12 protein-coding genes are annotated in these 14,509 nt (G+C 70.1%); 9 read left to right on the top strand and 3 right to left on the bottom strand.

Going from position 1 to position 14,509, the window contains the following annotated elements:
- Positions 1–11: 11 nt before the first annotated feature.
- The 3 genes from AWQ71_RS29300 to AWQ71_RS29310 are packed head-to-tail and all read left to right on the top strand — an operon-like array spanning position 12 to position 3,996.
- Positions 12–971, top strand: a complete 960-nt coding sequence (locus tag AWQ71_RS29300; RefSeq protein WP_067138804.1) for an ABC transporter permease — start codon at positions 12–14, stop codon at positions 969–971.
- Positions 968–1,885: an ABC transporter permease gene (locus AWQ71_RS29305; RefSeq protein ID WP_067138806.1), complete on the top strand. Its 918-nt coding sequence runs from the start codon at positions 968–970 to the stop codon at positions 1,883–1,885. Before AWQ71_RS29300 ends, AWQ71_RS29305 begins: the two co-directional genes overlap by 4 nt.
- Before the next feature lie 14 nt (positions 1,886–1,899).
- Positions 1,900–3,996 carry an ABC transporter ATP-binding protein gene (locus AWQ71_RS29310; RefSeq protein WP_067138808.1) on the top strand — a complete coding sequence of 699 codons (2,097 nt, stop codon included), beginning with the start codon at positions 1,900–1,902 and terminating at the stop codon, positions 3,994–3,996.
- 94 nt (positions 3,997–4,090) lie between these two features.
- Here the strand turns inward: AWQ71_RS29310 and AWQ71_RS29315 are convergent, their stop codons facing one another.
- Positions 4,091–4,738 (bottom strand): TetR/AcrR family transcriptional regulator, encoded by a 648-nt coding sequence (locus tag AWQ71_RS29315; protein ID WP_067138810.1) that lies wholly within the window; start codon positions 4,736–4,738, stop codon positions 4,091–4,093.
- 232 nt (positions 4,739–4,970) lie between these two features.
- Between AWQ71_RS29315 and AWQ71_RS29320 the strand changes: the two genes are divergently transcribed.
- Positions 4,971–6,050: a medium chain dehydrogenase/reductase family protein gene (locus AWQ71_RS29320; protein WP_245658553.1), complete on the top strand. Its 1,080-nt coding sequence runs from the start codon at positions 4,971–4,973 to the stop codon at positions 6,048–6,050.
- 323 nt (positions 6,051–6,373) lie between these two features.
- A complete protein-coding gene (locus AWQ71_RS29325) occupies positions 6,374–6,859 on the top strand; it encodes an SRPBCC family protein (protein ID WP_369407224.1) in 486 nt (161 codons plus the stop codon).
- Positions 6,860–6,979: 120 nt separating this feature from the next.
- On the opposite strand, the gene AWQ71_RS29330 is transcribed toward AWQ71_RS29325, so the two are convergent.
- Positions 6,980–7,687 carry a type 1 glutamine amidotransferase gene (locus AWQ71_RS29330; RefSeq protein WP_067138812.1) on the bottom strand — a complete coding sequence of 236 codons (708 nt, stop codon included), beginning with the start codon at positions 7,685–7,687 and terminating at the stop codon, positions 6,980–6,982.
- Between the two features lie 140 nt (positions 7,688–7,827).
- Between AWQ71_RS29330 and AWQ71_RS29335 the strand changes: the two genes are divergently transcribed.
- The 3 genes from AWQ71_RS29335 (at position 7,828) to AWQ71_RS29345 (ending at position 10,206) form a co-directional block, all read left to right on the top strand.
- Entirely contained in the window at positions 7,828–9,246 is a 1,419-nt protein-coding gene (locus AWQ71_RS29335) for an acyltransferase family protein (RefSeq protein WP_067138814.1), read from the top strand.
- Positions 9,247–9,409: 163 nt separating this feature from the next.
- Positions 9,410–9,823: a ribonuclease domain-containing protein gene (locus AWQ71_RS29340; RefSeq protein WP_067138816.1), complete on the top strand. Its 414-nt coding sequence runs from the start codon at positions 9,410–9,412 to the stop codon at positions 9,821–9,823.
- A gap of 8 nt (positions 9,824–9,831) precedes the next feature.
- Positions 9,832–10,206 (top strand): barstar family protein, encoded by a 375-nt coding sequence (locus AWQ71_RS29345; RefSeq protein ID WP_067138819.1) that lies wholly within the window; start codon positions 9,832–9,834, stop codon positions 10,204–10,206.
- A gap of 141 nt (positions 10,207–10,347) precedes the next feature.
- On the opposite strand, the gene AWQ71_RS29350 is transcribed toward AWQ71_RS29345, so the two are convergent.
- Complete coding sequence (locus AWQ71_RS29350) at positions 10,348–10,956, bottom strand: nucleotidyltransferase domain-containing protein (RefSeq protein ID WP_067138821.1); 609 nt, start codon at positions 10,954–10,956, stop codon at positions 10,348–10,350.
- A gap of 155 nt (positions 10,957–11,111) precedes the next feature.
- Between AWQ71_RS29350 and AWQ71_RS29355 the strand changes: the two genes are divergently transcribed.
- The gene (locus tag AWQ71_RS29355) at positions 11,112–14,471 is read left to right on the top strand and encodes an NACHT domain-containing protein (protein WP_157570644.1); all 3,360 of its coding nucleotides are present in this window, start codon (positions 11,112–11,114) and stop codon (positions 14,469–14,471) included.
- The last annotated feature ends 38 nt before the right edge of the window (positions 14,472–14,509 follow it).

Here is a 14,509-nt window from a genome sequence, read left to right on the forward strand (position 1 = left end):
GGAGGGGCCACGTGGCCCGGTACCTCATCGTCCGCCTGGGCCAAGCCCTCGTCATCGTGGTACTTGTCACGATCATCACGTTCGTCATCCTGCACCTGCTGCCGGGGGGTGCGGCCCGGGCCACGCTGGGCAAGGAGGCGACGCTTGAGCAGCTGGCGGCCTTCGACCACGAGATGGGCTACGACCGCCCCTGGATCCAGCAGTACGTGATGTATGTGCAGCGCCTGCTGCACGGCGACCTCGGCTACTCGTTCCAGCTCAACCAGTCCGTCACCGAAGCCATCGGCCAGCGGCTGCCCAAGACCATGGTGCTGTCGCTGCTGTCGACGCTGCTGGCCATCGTCGTGGCCATCCCCCTCGGAGTCATCCAGGCGACGCGTCGCAATCGGTGGCCCGACTACACCATCACCTCCTTGTCGCTGCTGGCCTACGCCACGCCGATCTTCTTCCTTGGCCTGATGATGATCATCCTCTTCTCGCAGGTCTGGCCGATCCTGCCGCCGGAGGCCCCGCAGGGATTCACCCTCGGTGAGGTACTCGCCGACCCGGCCGGCCTCGTCCTCCCCACCGTCACGCTCGCCGTCGTGACCGTCGCCGTCTACTCGCGGTACGTACGCTCGTCCATGGTCGACAACCTCAATGAGAACTACGTGCGCACCGCGCGCAGCAAGGGGCTGTCGGAGGGACGCGTCGTCGTCCTGCACACCCTGCGCAACGGTTTGTTCCCCGTCATCACGCTGCTCGGGATGTATCTGCCCGCGCTGTTCAGCGGCGCTCTGGTCGTGGAGTCGTTGTTCAACTTCCCCGGCATGGGCCAGTTGTTCTGGCAGGCCGCCCTGAAGCGTGACTTCCCGATCCTGCTCGGGGTCACCCTGATCATCTCGGTCGCGACCGTGTTCGGCGCACTGCTGGCCGACGTGCTCTACGCCGCCGTCGACCCCAGGGTCCGCCTCCGAAGGAGCGCGTCGTGACCACACCGGCCGAGACAACCGGCAATTCCGAGGGAACGCCAGCGCAGCCGGACGAGACGCCCGTCCGGGGCCTGTGGCGCCAAGGGGTGGAGGTCTTCTGCGAGAACCGGCTGGCGCTGGTGGGCCTGGCCATGTTCGTGGTCCTCGCCGCGGTCTGCTTCCTCGGGCCGCTCTTCTACCACACCGACCAGGTGCACACCGATCTCGCCGCCGTGCATCTTTCCCCGGGCACGGACGGACACCCGCTGGGAACCGACGGGGTCGGCTACGACCAGCTCGGGCGTCTCATGCTCGGCGGGCAGACCTCCATCATCGTCGGGCTCGCGGCGGGAATCCTCGCCACCGTCGTGGGAACGGTGTGGGGGGCCATCGCCGGTTTCGCCGGCGGGTGGGTGGACGCGGCGATGATGCGGCTCGTCGACGCGATGATGTCGATCCCGTCGCTGTTCCTGTTCATGCTCCTGGCCGCCATCGTCACGCCGAGCGTGTCGATGCTCATCGTCATCATCGGAGCCTTCGCCTGGCTCGGGCCGGCCCGGCTCGTGCGCGGCGAGGCGCTGTCGCTGCGCTCCCGCGAGTACATCCAGGCCATGCGTTCGATGGGCGGGACCGGTGGACGTGCGGTGCGACGGCACATCATCCCCAACGCCATCGGGACCGTGATCGTCAACGCGACCTTCCAGGTCGCCGACGCGATCCTCTACGTCGCCTACCTGTCGTTCCTCGGCCTCGGCGTTCCCCCACCGGCGGCCAACTGGGGTGGGATGCTCTCCGACGGTCTCGCCGACACGTTCAGCGGCCACTGGTGGCTGCTCTATCCACCCGGAATCGCCATCATCCTCATCGTCCTCGCCTTCAATTTCATCGGCGACGGGCTGAGGGACGCCTTCGAGGTCCGCCTCCGGCGACGCTAGCAGGAGCAGGATTCATGAGCGCACCAATCGACACGGCCCCGCACGACGGAGCGCCCGGTGACAGCGGAGAGAGCCGGCCGCTGCTGCGGCTGCGTCATCTGAGCACCGACATCGCGCTGCGGCGCGGCACCGTCCACGCCCTCGACGATGTCAACCTGGAGGTCCGGCCGGGAGAGACCCTCGGCATCGTGGGCGAGTCCGGCAGCGGCAAGACGATGACCGCGCTGTCGGTCATGGGCCTGCTGCCCTCCGGCGGCAGCGTGGTCGGCGGAGAGATCCTCTTCGAGGGGCGCGACCTGCGGTCCCTGCCGCCGGACGAGGTGCGTAGGATCCGCGGCGTCCGCATGGGCATGGTGTTCCAGGACCCGCTCACCTCGCTCAACCCGACGATGCGCATCGGGACGCAGGTCGCCGAGCCGCTGCGCGTACACGAGGGCGTCGGTAAGGCGGAGGCCCGCGCGCGAGCCATCGAGATGCTGCGCCGGGTCGGGATGCCGCGCCCAGACAAGATCGTCGACGACTATCCCCACCAGCTTTCCGGCGGAATGCGCCAGCGGGTGGCCATCGCCATGGCGCTCATCTGCTCCCCGCGCCTTCTCATCGCCGACGAGCCGACGACGGCGCTCGACGTGACCACGCAGCGTCAGATCCTCGAGCTCATCGACGACCTGCGTGAAGAGTTCGGGATGGCCGTCATCCTCGTCACCCACGATCTGGGGGTGATCGCCGGCCGCGCCGACCGTGTCGCCGTCATGTACGCCGGCCGTGTGGTGGAGACCGCCCCGACCGCGCAGCTCTTCGCCTCACCCCGGCACCGCTACACCGAGGCGCTCATGGAGTCGCTTCCCGAGTCGGTGACCCAAGAGACCGGCGCGCGGGGGCGTCTCTACAGCATTCCCGGCCTGCCGCCGGACCTGTCCCGGCCCCTGAACGGGTGCCGCTTCGCCCCGCGCTGCCGATTCGCCGCGCCGGAGTGCCATACGACCGAGGTGCCCCTGTCTGCCGGCGAGCACCGGTACGCGTGCCTGCACCCGGTCACCGCGACGACCACTGCCACAACTGTCCGGGCCGTCCCGGTGTCCCCGCCCGCGGAGGAGCCCGAGGCGGCCCCGGAGCCGATCCTGTCGGTCCGCGGTCTGGTCAAGGACTACGGGGCGACGACCGGCGGGCTGCTGCGGCGGGCGTCCGGGCAGGTGAGCGCCGTCGCGGGGGTCTCGTTCGAGGTGCGCCCGGGCGAGACCTTCGGGCTGGTGGGCGAATCCGGGTGCGGCAAGTCCACCGTGGGCCGCCTGGTGGTCGGCTTGGAGAAGCCGACCGACGGGCAGATCGTCCTCGACGGGACCGACATCGCCACGCTGAGCCACCGCGAACGCCGGCGGACGCATCGGCAGGTCCAGCTGATGTTCCAAGACAGCTACGCGGCCATGAACCCGCGCATGCGCGTCGACGCCATCCTCGCCGAACCGTTGGAGATCCAGCAGGTGGGCGACCCGTCCGCGCGCCGGGCCCGCATCACGGCGCTGCTCGACCAGGTGGGATTGTCGCGACGGGTCCTGGAGCGTTATCCCCATGAATTCTCCGGCGGCCAGTTGCAACGGCTCGGGCTGGCCCGGGCGCTGGCCCTGCGGCCCCGGCTGATCGTCGGCGACGAACCGGTGAGCGCGCTCGACGTGTCGATCCAGGCCCAGGTGCTCAACCTCATGCGCGACCTGCAGCGCGAACTCGGCCTGGCGTACGTGTTCATCAGCCACGACCTGTCCGTCGTGGACTACATGGCGGACCGGATCGGCGTCATGTACCTCGGCAAGCTTGTCGAGGTCGGCCCGGCCCACGACGTGGTCAGGGCCGCCCGGCACCCCTACACCCAGGCGCTCATCGACGCCGTCCCCTCCGCCGCCCCGGGACGCGCCGCGCCGCGCGAGAACATCACCATCCGGGGTGAACTGCCCAGCGCGCTGAACCCGCCCACCGGGTGCCGGTTCCGGACACGGTGTCCCATCGCCGAGCAGATTTGCGAGACGGAGCCGCCGCTGGCGGGCGACCTGCATCAGGTCGCCTGTCACTTTCCGCTGCGTCCCGAGCCGGGGACGACGGCCGCGCCGACAGGGTGATCGGTTGAACCACGGTCGGTTGAGGCGGCCGCCCCGATCGACCGTGGTGGGGTCCGCGTGGGTGACGTGCCGAGCGCCTCGGTAGCCGAGGCGCTCAGTGCGCCAGCAGGTCGTCCAGTTCGGCCGCGAAGAGCAGGGCCGGGTCGAATCCCATTCCGGTGAAGTGGCCGGCGAGCTCCAGGGACAGGACACCGTGCAGCCGGGTCCAGAAGCTCAGGGCCCGGTGCAGGACCGCGGGCGGGGCGGGGTGGCCGTCCGCCCAGTCGCGGTGGTCTGCCAGGTGTGCGTCGAACGGCGTCGCGGGACCGTCCGAGGCGAGCGCCGCGGAGGCGTCGAGCAGGATCGCCATGGTCTCGGACGAGATGCGCGTGATGTCGTCGGGCGCGTGGTAGCCGGGCACGGGGGTGCCGTAGATGAGGAGGTACCGCTGGGGGTCCTCCAGCGCCCAGGCACGCAGGGTGTGTGCCAGCATGGCCAGGTCGGCACCTGCGGCGGAGGCTGAGCGAAGAGTGTCGGCGAGGCTTCGGTAGGCGTCCCTGACGAGCTCGGTGATCAGTGCGTCGCGGCCGTCGTAGTAGCGGTAGAGCGCGGGTCCGCTCATGCCCATCTGCTTGGCGATCGCATTGAGGGAGAGCGCGGACGCCCCTGTCGTGGTGATCTGTTCCCACGCGCGTTCCTTGATCTCCGCGCGCACCTGAGTCCGGTAGCGCTCGCGAGGGGTCATCGTGTCCCGCTCCGCCATGACCCGGCCACCTTCCCCGCCACTGAAGCTACATCATGAAGATTTAGTTAGAGGGTATCACGAACCCTATTGACGCCCCCCTTCTCGTTTAGTTATAACTTCTAACGTAAGCATGATGTTCTAGCTGATCGTCGTGGCCATCCTTCGAGCCCGCAGCCGGCGCCGAAGGAGTGCGCCGCCACGCCCCCCGCACCGAACGCGCACCCCCCATGGCGAGGAGTTAGAGGCTCTAATGAACGCGAAGACAGGTAACCAGCGCCTGGGCGCAGTGGAGGTCGACATGAACGCCGAAGGACTCGTCGAGGTCGTCCTGCCGGGCAAGGTCGAGCCGGAAGGACTGCGGATCCGGCACGGAGACGTCCCCGCCGCAGGCCCGGGCCAGGTCCTCATCCGCATGGAGGCGACGGGCGTCTCCTTCGCCGAGCAGCAGATGCGCCGCGGCCGCTACTACGACCAGCCGGCGTTCCCGTTCGTGCCCGGCTACGACCTCGTCGGCACGGTGCTGGCCACCGGCGAGGGCGTCGAGCCCGCCCTGGCCGGCACCCGGGTCGCCGCGCTGGTCAAGGTCGGCGGCTGGGCCAGCCACGTGCTCGTCGACGCCGCGGACGTGGTGCCGGTCCCCGACGGGATCGGCGCGGCGGAGGCGGAGACCCTCGTCGTCAACGGCATCACCGCCTGGCAGATGCTGCACCGCAAGGCCCGCGTCCGCGCCGGGCAGACCATCCTGGTGCACGGCGCGGGCGGCGGCGTCGGCTCGGTCCTGGTCCAACTCGCCCACGCCGCGGGCGTCAAGGTCATCGGCACGGCCTCCGCCCGCCACCACGACGCCCTGCGGGACCAGGACGTCACCCCCATCGACTACCGCACCGGCCACATCGCCGCACGGGTCCGCGAGCTCGCCCCCGGCGGGGTGGACGCCGTCTTCGACCACGTCGGCGGCCCCGGCATCGTCGATTCCTGGCGCCTCCTGGCCCCCGGCGGCACGCTCGTCTCCTACGGCACCGCCTCCACCCGCGACGACGAGGGGTCCAAGCAGTGGCCCGTACTCAAACTACTCGGCCGGGTCTGGCTGTGGCACGCCCTGCCCAACCGGCGACGCGCCTACTTCTTCAACATCTGGGCCGGACGAGCCCTGGCCAAGAACCGGTTCCGGGCCCGGCTGCGTACCGACCTCACCCAGGTCTTCGCCGCCCTCCGGCGTGGGGACATCACCGTCCGGATCGCCGCCCGGCTGCCCCTCACCCGCGCCGCCGACGCCCTGCGGCTGGCCGAATCCGGCACCGTCACCGGAAAGGTCGTGCTGATCCCGTAACGCACGGCGCCACCCACAGCAGCGCCACCCATCCCGAACACCCATCCGGGGCGCCCGAGCGTCCGTTCCCGGCCCCCCAGAACGAAAGCGAGCACCATGTCCGGCAACGGTCCGTCGATCCCACCGGTCAGCGATCCCAGAGCCGCCGCACGCACACCCGAGCCATCCGCCCCCGGACCCGCGCTCGCCTCACCACGCTCACGATCGCGCTCGCCGTCGCCGGCGTCCTCGCGGGCAACATCCCGGCCGCGCAGGCCGCGCCCCGGCCGACCCACGGTGGTCAGCCCCAGTGCCACGGTGAAGGCGTCGACACCACCGCTCGCATCCGCTACCGGTCCGACATCGTGATCAAGGCGCCGCTGAGCGCCATCTTCACCCTGCAGACCGACGTGGAACGCTGGCCGGCCTGGCAGTCCCCCGTCCTCACCGTGAACCGCCTCGACCCCGGCCCCCTCCGCAAGGGCTCGCGGTTCCGGTGGACCACCCCGGCGCCTCCCACTCCCTCGACCCCCGCCACCACCATGAACATCACTTCAACCGTCCGGCAGCTCCAGCGGGACACCTGCATCCTGTGGAGCGGACCCGCGATCGGTGAAGGGGTGCGCATCGACCAGGGCGTACACCTGTGGACCTTCACCAAGGTCAAGGGCGGCGTGCGCGTGCACACCGAGGAAACCTGGACCGGCGCCCAGGCCGAAGCGGACGTTCCCGGCGCCACCAAGATCCTCGGCGAGGGCCTCGAAGCGTGGCTACGCGCTCTGAAGGCCACCGCCGAAGCCCGCACCGGCGACCAGCCGTACGCCCCCTGAGCCCCGGCCGGTGGGACACGAAGACCTCCGTGTGTGGTGGGGAACCTGGCCCCCTCCACCACACCGGAGGTCCTCCTGTTGATCAAGCGGAACTGTCAACAGCGCTCGTGGTCAGTACACCTAGGGACGTCCGTCTTTGACCACGGTGGCGAACCGGGAGGCCACCTCACTCCAGGTGGCCCGCGAGAGCGGGTCGTCGGTCACGGCGGCGGCGTACAGCTCGTCGAGATCGAGACCTTGCCGGCGAATGTTCTCGACGTCCCACTGCTGGATGCGTTCGGGCCTCGCCTCAGGGTGGAACTGCACACCCCAGGCACGGTCGCCCAGCCGGAAGGCCTGGTAGGGGCAACGTTCGGTCTCGGCCAGCCAGACCGCGCCCGGCGGCAGGGCCGTGATGGCGTCGATGTGGTTCTCGATCGCCGGGACAGCGGCGGGCAGCCCGCCGAAGACCACGTCGCCCGCCGTCTCGGCCCTCATGGTGATGGACGTGCTGCCGCGCTCGGGCGCCCCGGCGTCGCCCTGGACCTTCCCGCCGCCGACCGCGGCCAGCATCTGCCCGCCGAGGCAGATGCCGAAGAACGGCACCGACCGGGCGAGGGCCTGATCGACGAGGGCGCGGGTGGCCGGCAGCCAGGGCGCCTTCTCGTCGTCGTCCGGCAGGTATCCGCCGCCGAGCACGATCAGGCCGTCGTGCTCCAGCCGCGACGGGAGGGCGGACCCGTCGAAGGCGGTGACCACGTCGACGGCGACCCCGGCGGCGTCCAGCCATTCCCCGAACCGCCCGGGGCCCCCGTCCGGATCGTTCTGTACAACAAGCACACGCGGCATTTCTGGCATGAGGCCCGACTCTATCGCTCCCGCCCGATCTTCCCCGACGACCGCGACGCCCCTCCACGTCGACTCCGCGCCCGATGCCGCAGGACTTCCATCTGCCGATACCTCCACCTCTGCGGGGGAACAGGCAGGACATGGGCACCGCGTTGCGAGAGGTCCGGCGGCTCGCGGAACAGACGCCGCCGTCGCGGGAGCGGTTCATCGACCTGCTGCGAGCCGTGTCGATCGTCGCCGTGGTCCTCGGGCACTGGCTGGCGACGGTCGTCGGCTACGACGAGCACGGCGAGCTGACCGGCAGGTCGGCGCTGCCGGACCTGCCGTGGGCGCAGCCGCTCACCTGGCTGGTCCAGGTGATGCCCGTGTTCTTCTTCGTGGGCGGGTACGCGAACGCCGTCTCCCTGGCCGCGGAGCGACGCCGCGGAGGGAAGGCCGCCGAGTGGCTGATCAAGCGGAGCGGCCGGCTGCTCCCGCCGACCACGGCCCTGGTGCTGGTGCTGGGGGGCGGCGCGTTGGCAGCCCGCCTGTTCGACGCCGACCCCGCCCGGGTTCGCACGGTGGTCTGGCTCGCCTCGATCCCGTTGTGGTTCCTCGTGGTCTACCTGATCGTGGTCGCGCTCACCCCGCCGATGTACGCCCTCCACCGCCGGTACGGACTCGCCGTCCCACTGGTGCTGGTGGGGCTCGTCGCCGTCGGCGATGTGGCCCGGCTCCTCGGCCATGACTTCTGGGGCGACGGCAACTTCCTGTTCGGCTGGCTGGCGGTCCACCAGATGGGCTTCGCCTGGCGGGACGGGCTGTTGCCGGCCCGCCCTCGCGTCGCCGTGCCGCTGCTGCTCGCCGGGATCGGCACGCTGCTCCTGCTCACCCTCGTCGGCCCCTACCCGATCAGCATGATCAACGTGCCCGGCGAGCGGCTGCACAACATGTCCCCACCCAGCCTGGCTCTGCTGGCGGTCGCCACCGCCCAGCTCGGGGTGGCGCTGCTGCTGCGGGATCGGGCCGAACGATGGTTGCGGCACACCCGGCGGTGGATGGCCGTGGTCGCCGTCAACTCGGTGATCATGACGATCTTCCTCTGGCACATCTCCGCCGCGATCCTGCTCACCGCCGCGCTGGACGTGGCGGGCGTGCTCCCGACTCCGGAGGCCGGATCGGCCGCGTGGCTGGCCTGGAGGATCCCGTTGCTGGTCATGTGCAGCGTCGTCCTCACGCTGCTCGTCGCGATCTTCGGCCCGATCGAGGTACGCGGCGCCCGACGGCCCCGCCGGCTCTCGCTCTCACTCCGGACGCCGGCCAACCTGGCCCGCCTGGCGTCCTGTCCGGCTTTCCGGTTGTGGCTGGCCATGGCGGGGTTCGCCGGAGCCGCCGTCGCCCTGCTCTCCAACAGCCTGTGGCCGAGCACCGCTCCGACCGCGTCCGGAATGCCGGCAGTCACGCTGATCACCTACCTCGTCTGCGCGGCGGTCCTGCGACTGCTGCGTTCAACGCCTCCTGCCACGGAGGCCGAATCGCGCCCCGCCCCGCACGCGAGTCCTCCGTCCCGTCTGGTCTGACCGCGCGAACGCGGGACCTGGGCAGCCCCCGTCATCAAGCGCGCGGAGGTCGTCGAGGCGAAGAGTTCACCATCGCTTTGGCGGCCTTCGTCGTTATTAATACGAGGTGAGCGGTGATCCTGATGGTTGTCGGCCCGTGTCGCATCTCCCGTAAGGAGGCTTCGTGCACACTCCCCAGCGCCGCCGACCTTCCTGGCCGGTCCGGCTCACCATCGTGCTCGCCGCCATCGCGTCCCTGACCGGCGCGGTGGGCATCTCCCCCGCCAACGCGTCGGTCTACGGCTCCTGCACCATCTCCCGATGCTCCGACGCACGTTCGGCCAGCTCGATCTGGGCCGCCAAGGGGTACCCCACCAGCGGCGGGTGGTACTCCTGGCCGGACGGCAAGTACAACTACACTGGCGGGCGCTTCTACAACCGCGAGGGCCAACTCCCCAGCGGCGCCACCTACTACGAGTACGACGTGTACTCCCGGGCGCAGGGCGCCGCGCGCGACGCGTACCGGATCGTCGTCAACCGCAGCACCGGCGCGGTCTGGTTCTCGCCGAACCACTACACCGACTTCTACAGGCTCTAGGACCTCCCATGACAGGCGCACGTCCGCTGCCGCGTTGGCTGACGGTGACCACCGATCCGGCGCCGGCGATCGTCGACGGGCGAGCGTGCCGGACCCGCGCCGCCTTCTTCGAGGAGGTGGCGCGGGCCCTGCGCTTCCCTGAGTACTTCGGCCGCAACTGGGACGCCCTCACCGACTCCCTGCGGGACGCGACGCGCGCGGGGAAGGTCGCCCTGATCGTGGAGTACGCCGAGGAACTGCTCGCCGTCGAGCCTCCCGAGCAGTTCGCCACCTTGCTGGCCGTCCTGGCCGAGGCCGCCGACGCCGGGCTGACCATGACGCTGTGCACCGACCCCGCCCACGAGGCCCTGCTCCGCCGGCGAATCGCTGCCGCCCTGACATGATCCGATCGTTGCCAGGTGGCCGAGGCCATGGACGGGCGGGAGAGCTGATCACTGCCGGGCTGGCGCGGCCGGCGGTCAATGGTGTGTACATCGCCTGGGCGGTCGCGGTGGCCCGGCATACGGCCTGACCTGGGTGGCGGGTCAGGTACCGAGTCGTTCCTGCCACGGGTGCCGGCCGTGCTCGGTCGCCAACGCCTCGCGCAGCCAGGCCGCCTGCTCCCGGGTCAGATGGGGCAGCACCTGCTCGAAGTCCAGTTCGTCCTTGGGGCGTGTGGCCCTGGCCTTGAACAGCAGTTGGATCTCCGGGGTGAGGCGGAGGAAGCCCTGCGTGGAGATGCCGATCGAGGCGAGCGGGCGGCGGATGCGCGCGTCACGCCGATAGACCCACTCGTCGCCGTCGGCCTCGTCGAGCAGCAGCTGGAATCGCCACGGTCCGCCCGGGTGCTCACGCACCCAGATGTCGTGGACATGGGCCGGCAGCGGTTCGCCGACCGGCCACGGCCGCAGCTCTCCCGGCGGATCGGCCGCGTGCACATCCCAGTCGGCCAGCAACGCGCGTACGGCCACCTGGTCACGGCGCAGGACATTGATGTCCACGTCTCCGTGCTCACGATAAGAGCGGCCGACCGCCAGTTCGATCGCGTACCCGCCGCTCACCCACCACGGGGCAGCGAGGTTCTGAAACAGCGCGACGACCGCATCCAGCGGCGCCGCCTCCCATGGCCCCAACGGTGTCTCGGTGCGCGGCATTGACTCATCATCACCCATGAGCACAAGGCGGGCGAAGCGTTTTTATCCAGCAACTCCTCGAGAATCCGGACACCGTCCTGGAGCTGTCTGAAAGCACTACACCGGCATGCCCCGCCAAGGCAGGATCTTTGCGATACGCGATGACGGGAGTGGACATGCCAGGCATCGAGGCGGCGGTGGCGGGTGCGGGTAAGGCGATCGCCGAGCGGGCCGTCCGCGAATGGCTCACCATCAGGGCGGCTGACCGGGACCGCAAGGCCGACCTCACCGAGCTGATCCGGGTCAGCTTCCGGGACCGGGTCGTCCGACGCAAACTCGAGCATCAGATCACCGGGGTGGCGCTGGCCGTCGAGGACCGGCTCGGCGATCTGCTGGAACGGGAGTTCCGCGGGCTCGACACCGACGCGCGCTCGGCCGTTCTGTTCGAGGTGGTCGACGCGCTCCGCGCGGCGGACCTGACCGACACGGCGCTGCTGGCCACCGACGCGGACCCGGCCGCTCTGACTGAGCGGATCACGGCGGCGATGCCCGCGCCGAAGCTCGGTGCGGCCGAGGACCGGCTGTTCGCGATCCTGCTGGCCGAGTGCGTGGAGTGCCTGGTCGGCATGGTGCGGGAGCTGCCGCAGTTCCTGCCGCGGGCCGCGACCGAAAGCCTGACCCGGCTGAGCGGGCTGGCCGAGTCCATGGAGCGGCTGCTGGCCCGGATGCCGGTGCGTTCCCTGGACGCGCCGGAAGGCAGCCAGGACGACGCTGCCTTCGAACACCGCTACCTCGCGTTCGTCAGCCGGACGCTGGATGAGGTGGAGCTCTTCGGCGTGCGGGTGGAGAACTTCCGGCCGCGTACCTCGCTCAGCGTCGCCTACATCAGCCTCAGCGTCTCCACCGGCGAGCGCAGGCCGAGGGGGCAGTCGGGTCCGCTGGAGTTCGCCTCGCTCAGGGAGCACGCCGAGTCCAGGGAACACGCCGAGTCCAGGGACGGTACGCACCGCATCGAGTCGGCACTCGGCCGCTCGCGCCTGACTCTGGTGCGGGGGGACGCCGGCTCCGGGAAGAGCACCCTGCTGCGCTGGCTGGCGGTGACGGCCGCGCGCGGCGGTTTCGCGGGCGACCTGGCCGACTGGAACGGCTGCGTGCCCTTCGTCATCAAGCTGCGCAGCCATTCCGAGGGCAGGTTCCCGCCGCCGGAGTCCTTCCTGGACGACATGGCCCTGGAGGTCGCGGGCCAGATGCCGCGCAACTGGGTCGAACGGGTGCTGGCATCCGGCCGCGGCCTGCTGTTGGTGGACGGCGTGGACGAACTCCTGGTGAAGCACCGCTCCGCCGTACGGCAGTGGCTGACCCGCCTGCTCCTGCTGTACCCGGCGCTGCGCGTGGTGGTCACCTCCCGGCCTACGGCGGCGGAGGCCACCTGGCTGGCAGATGAGGGATTCTCCTCGGCGCTGCTGGAGCCGATGGCGGCCGAGGACCTCCGTGAGCTGGTACGGCAGTGGCACATGGCCATGCGCGGCTGTCCGAGCCTGCCGTGCGAGGCCGACGAACTGGAGGAGTACGAGGGCTCGTTGCTGGCCCGCCTGGAGAGCAACCCGCACCTGCGCATGCTGGCGTCCACTCCGCTGCTGGCCGCGATGCTGTGCGCGCTCAACCTCGACCGGCGCAGGCACCTGCCCCGCAGCCGGATGGGGCTGTACGAGGCGGTGCTGGCGTTGCTGCTGGAGCGGCGGGACGCCGAGCGCGGCATCGAGGACGAGGTGGCGCTCGATCCCGAGCAGAAGGTCTGGATCCTGCGGGACCTGGCCTGGCGGCTGGTGTCGCTGGGACGTTCGGAACTGTCCAAGGCCACCGCCCGGAAGCGGATCGAACAGAAGCTGCGGGCGATGACGCGGATGCCGTACCCGGCCGAGGCCGTGCTGGAACACCTCCTCAGGAGGAGCGGCGTCCTGCGCGAGCCGATACCGGGGCGCGTGGACTTCGCGCACCGAACGGTGCAGGAATACCTGGCCGCAGGACAGCTTGTGGAGGACGAGGACGTCGAGCTCGCGGTCGAGCGGGCGCACCTGGACCAGTGGCGTGAGGTCGTGGTGATGACCGCCGGCCACGCGACCGGCGGGCTGCGCAGGGAGCTGCTGGCCGGCCTGCTGGATCGGGCCGACCAGGGCGGGCGGTACGCCCGCCGGCTGCGGCTGCTGGTGGCCTCGTGTTTGGAGACCATCCAGGAGATCCCGCTCGATTTGGGAGACCGGGTGGAGGCGTGTCTGGAGTCCGTCATCCCGCCCAGGAACGAGGAGGAGGCCAGGCTGTTGGCCGCTGTGGGCGAGGAGGTGCTGAAGCGGCTGCCCGACGACCTTTCGCACCTTTCGGGCAACCAGGCCGCCATGGTGGTCCGCACCACGTGGCTGATCAACGGGACCGGAGCCCTGGACAAGCTTGCCCGCTATGCCGTGGACCGACGTCCGCCCGTCCAGAAGCAGCTCGTCGCCGGCTGGAAGTACTTCGACGCGGTGCGGTACGCCCGCCACGTCCTGGCCGATGCGCCACTGCCCGAGCGGGTCTACCTCGACAGCCCGCGCCTGCTGCGCGGACTGCCGTACCTGCGGCGGGCACGGCATCTGGCGATCGGCCCGGCCTGCCCGGTCCCCGACCTCGCCTTTCTCCATGGCAAGGCCGAGCTACGCAGTCTGGAGATCTACCACGCCGCGTTCCCCCACCTGACGGAGGTGGGGTCGCTGGACAACCTGGAAGAGCTCTATGTCCGGTTCCACGCACCCAAGCTCCTCGAGGTCGCCCCGTTGAAGCGGCTGCGCGAGCTGAAGACCCTCAGACTGAGTGATGTGCTGTCAGCGGACGGCCTGGACTATCTCGATGAGGTTGCCAGGCTGAGCGAATTGACGTTGAGCTTCTCGGAGTGGCCTGACGAACCCGTGGATCTCGGCCCGCTGACCAGGCAGAACGGCTTGAGAACGCTGACGCTCACGGGTGTGGGCCAGCCGATCGACCCCATGATGCTGCCTTCCCTTGTCCGCTTACTAGTCCTGGTCAACGTTGACAGCGTCGTAGGGGGACTTGCCGCCATCGCCGATCAATTCCCCGATCTTTCAGTCCTGTGCGTCATTGATGTCCCAGGCGCGTTCGATCTGGCTGAGCTATCGCCGGTGACCCTGCACACGCTCCAACTGGAGAACCTGACGGACCTCACCGGCTTCGACGCTCTCGCTCGCCAGCGGGAGCTGCGTTTCCTGCATCTCGGGCGGCTCCCGATCTCGGATCTCACGCCTCTTGCCGAACTGCCGAAGGTACGTATTCTCAGCGTCACTGATTGCCCCCGCGTCACCGACCTGAGCCCGCTGGCACGCATGCCTGCCCTGGAAGACGTACGCCTCCACCACACTGGCGACCGTCTCGACCTGGCCCCTTTCGCGCACCGCCACCGCCTCACCATCCAAGTCGCCGCCGACCAGGAGGTGCTGAACGAGCACCGGCTCCACTCGACAACCCAAGTCCGGCGCTCTCCCGCTTGATGCGATTCCGAAGGTGGGGCGGGACTCCGCGGCCGCCG

The sequence above is a fragment of the Microtetraspora malaysiensis genome, assembly GCF_001528665.1.
Lineage (GTDB): Bacteria > Actinomycetota > Actinomycetes > Streptosporangiales > Streptosporangiaceae > Microtetraspora_A > Microtetraspora_A malaysiensis.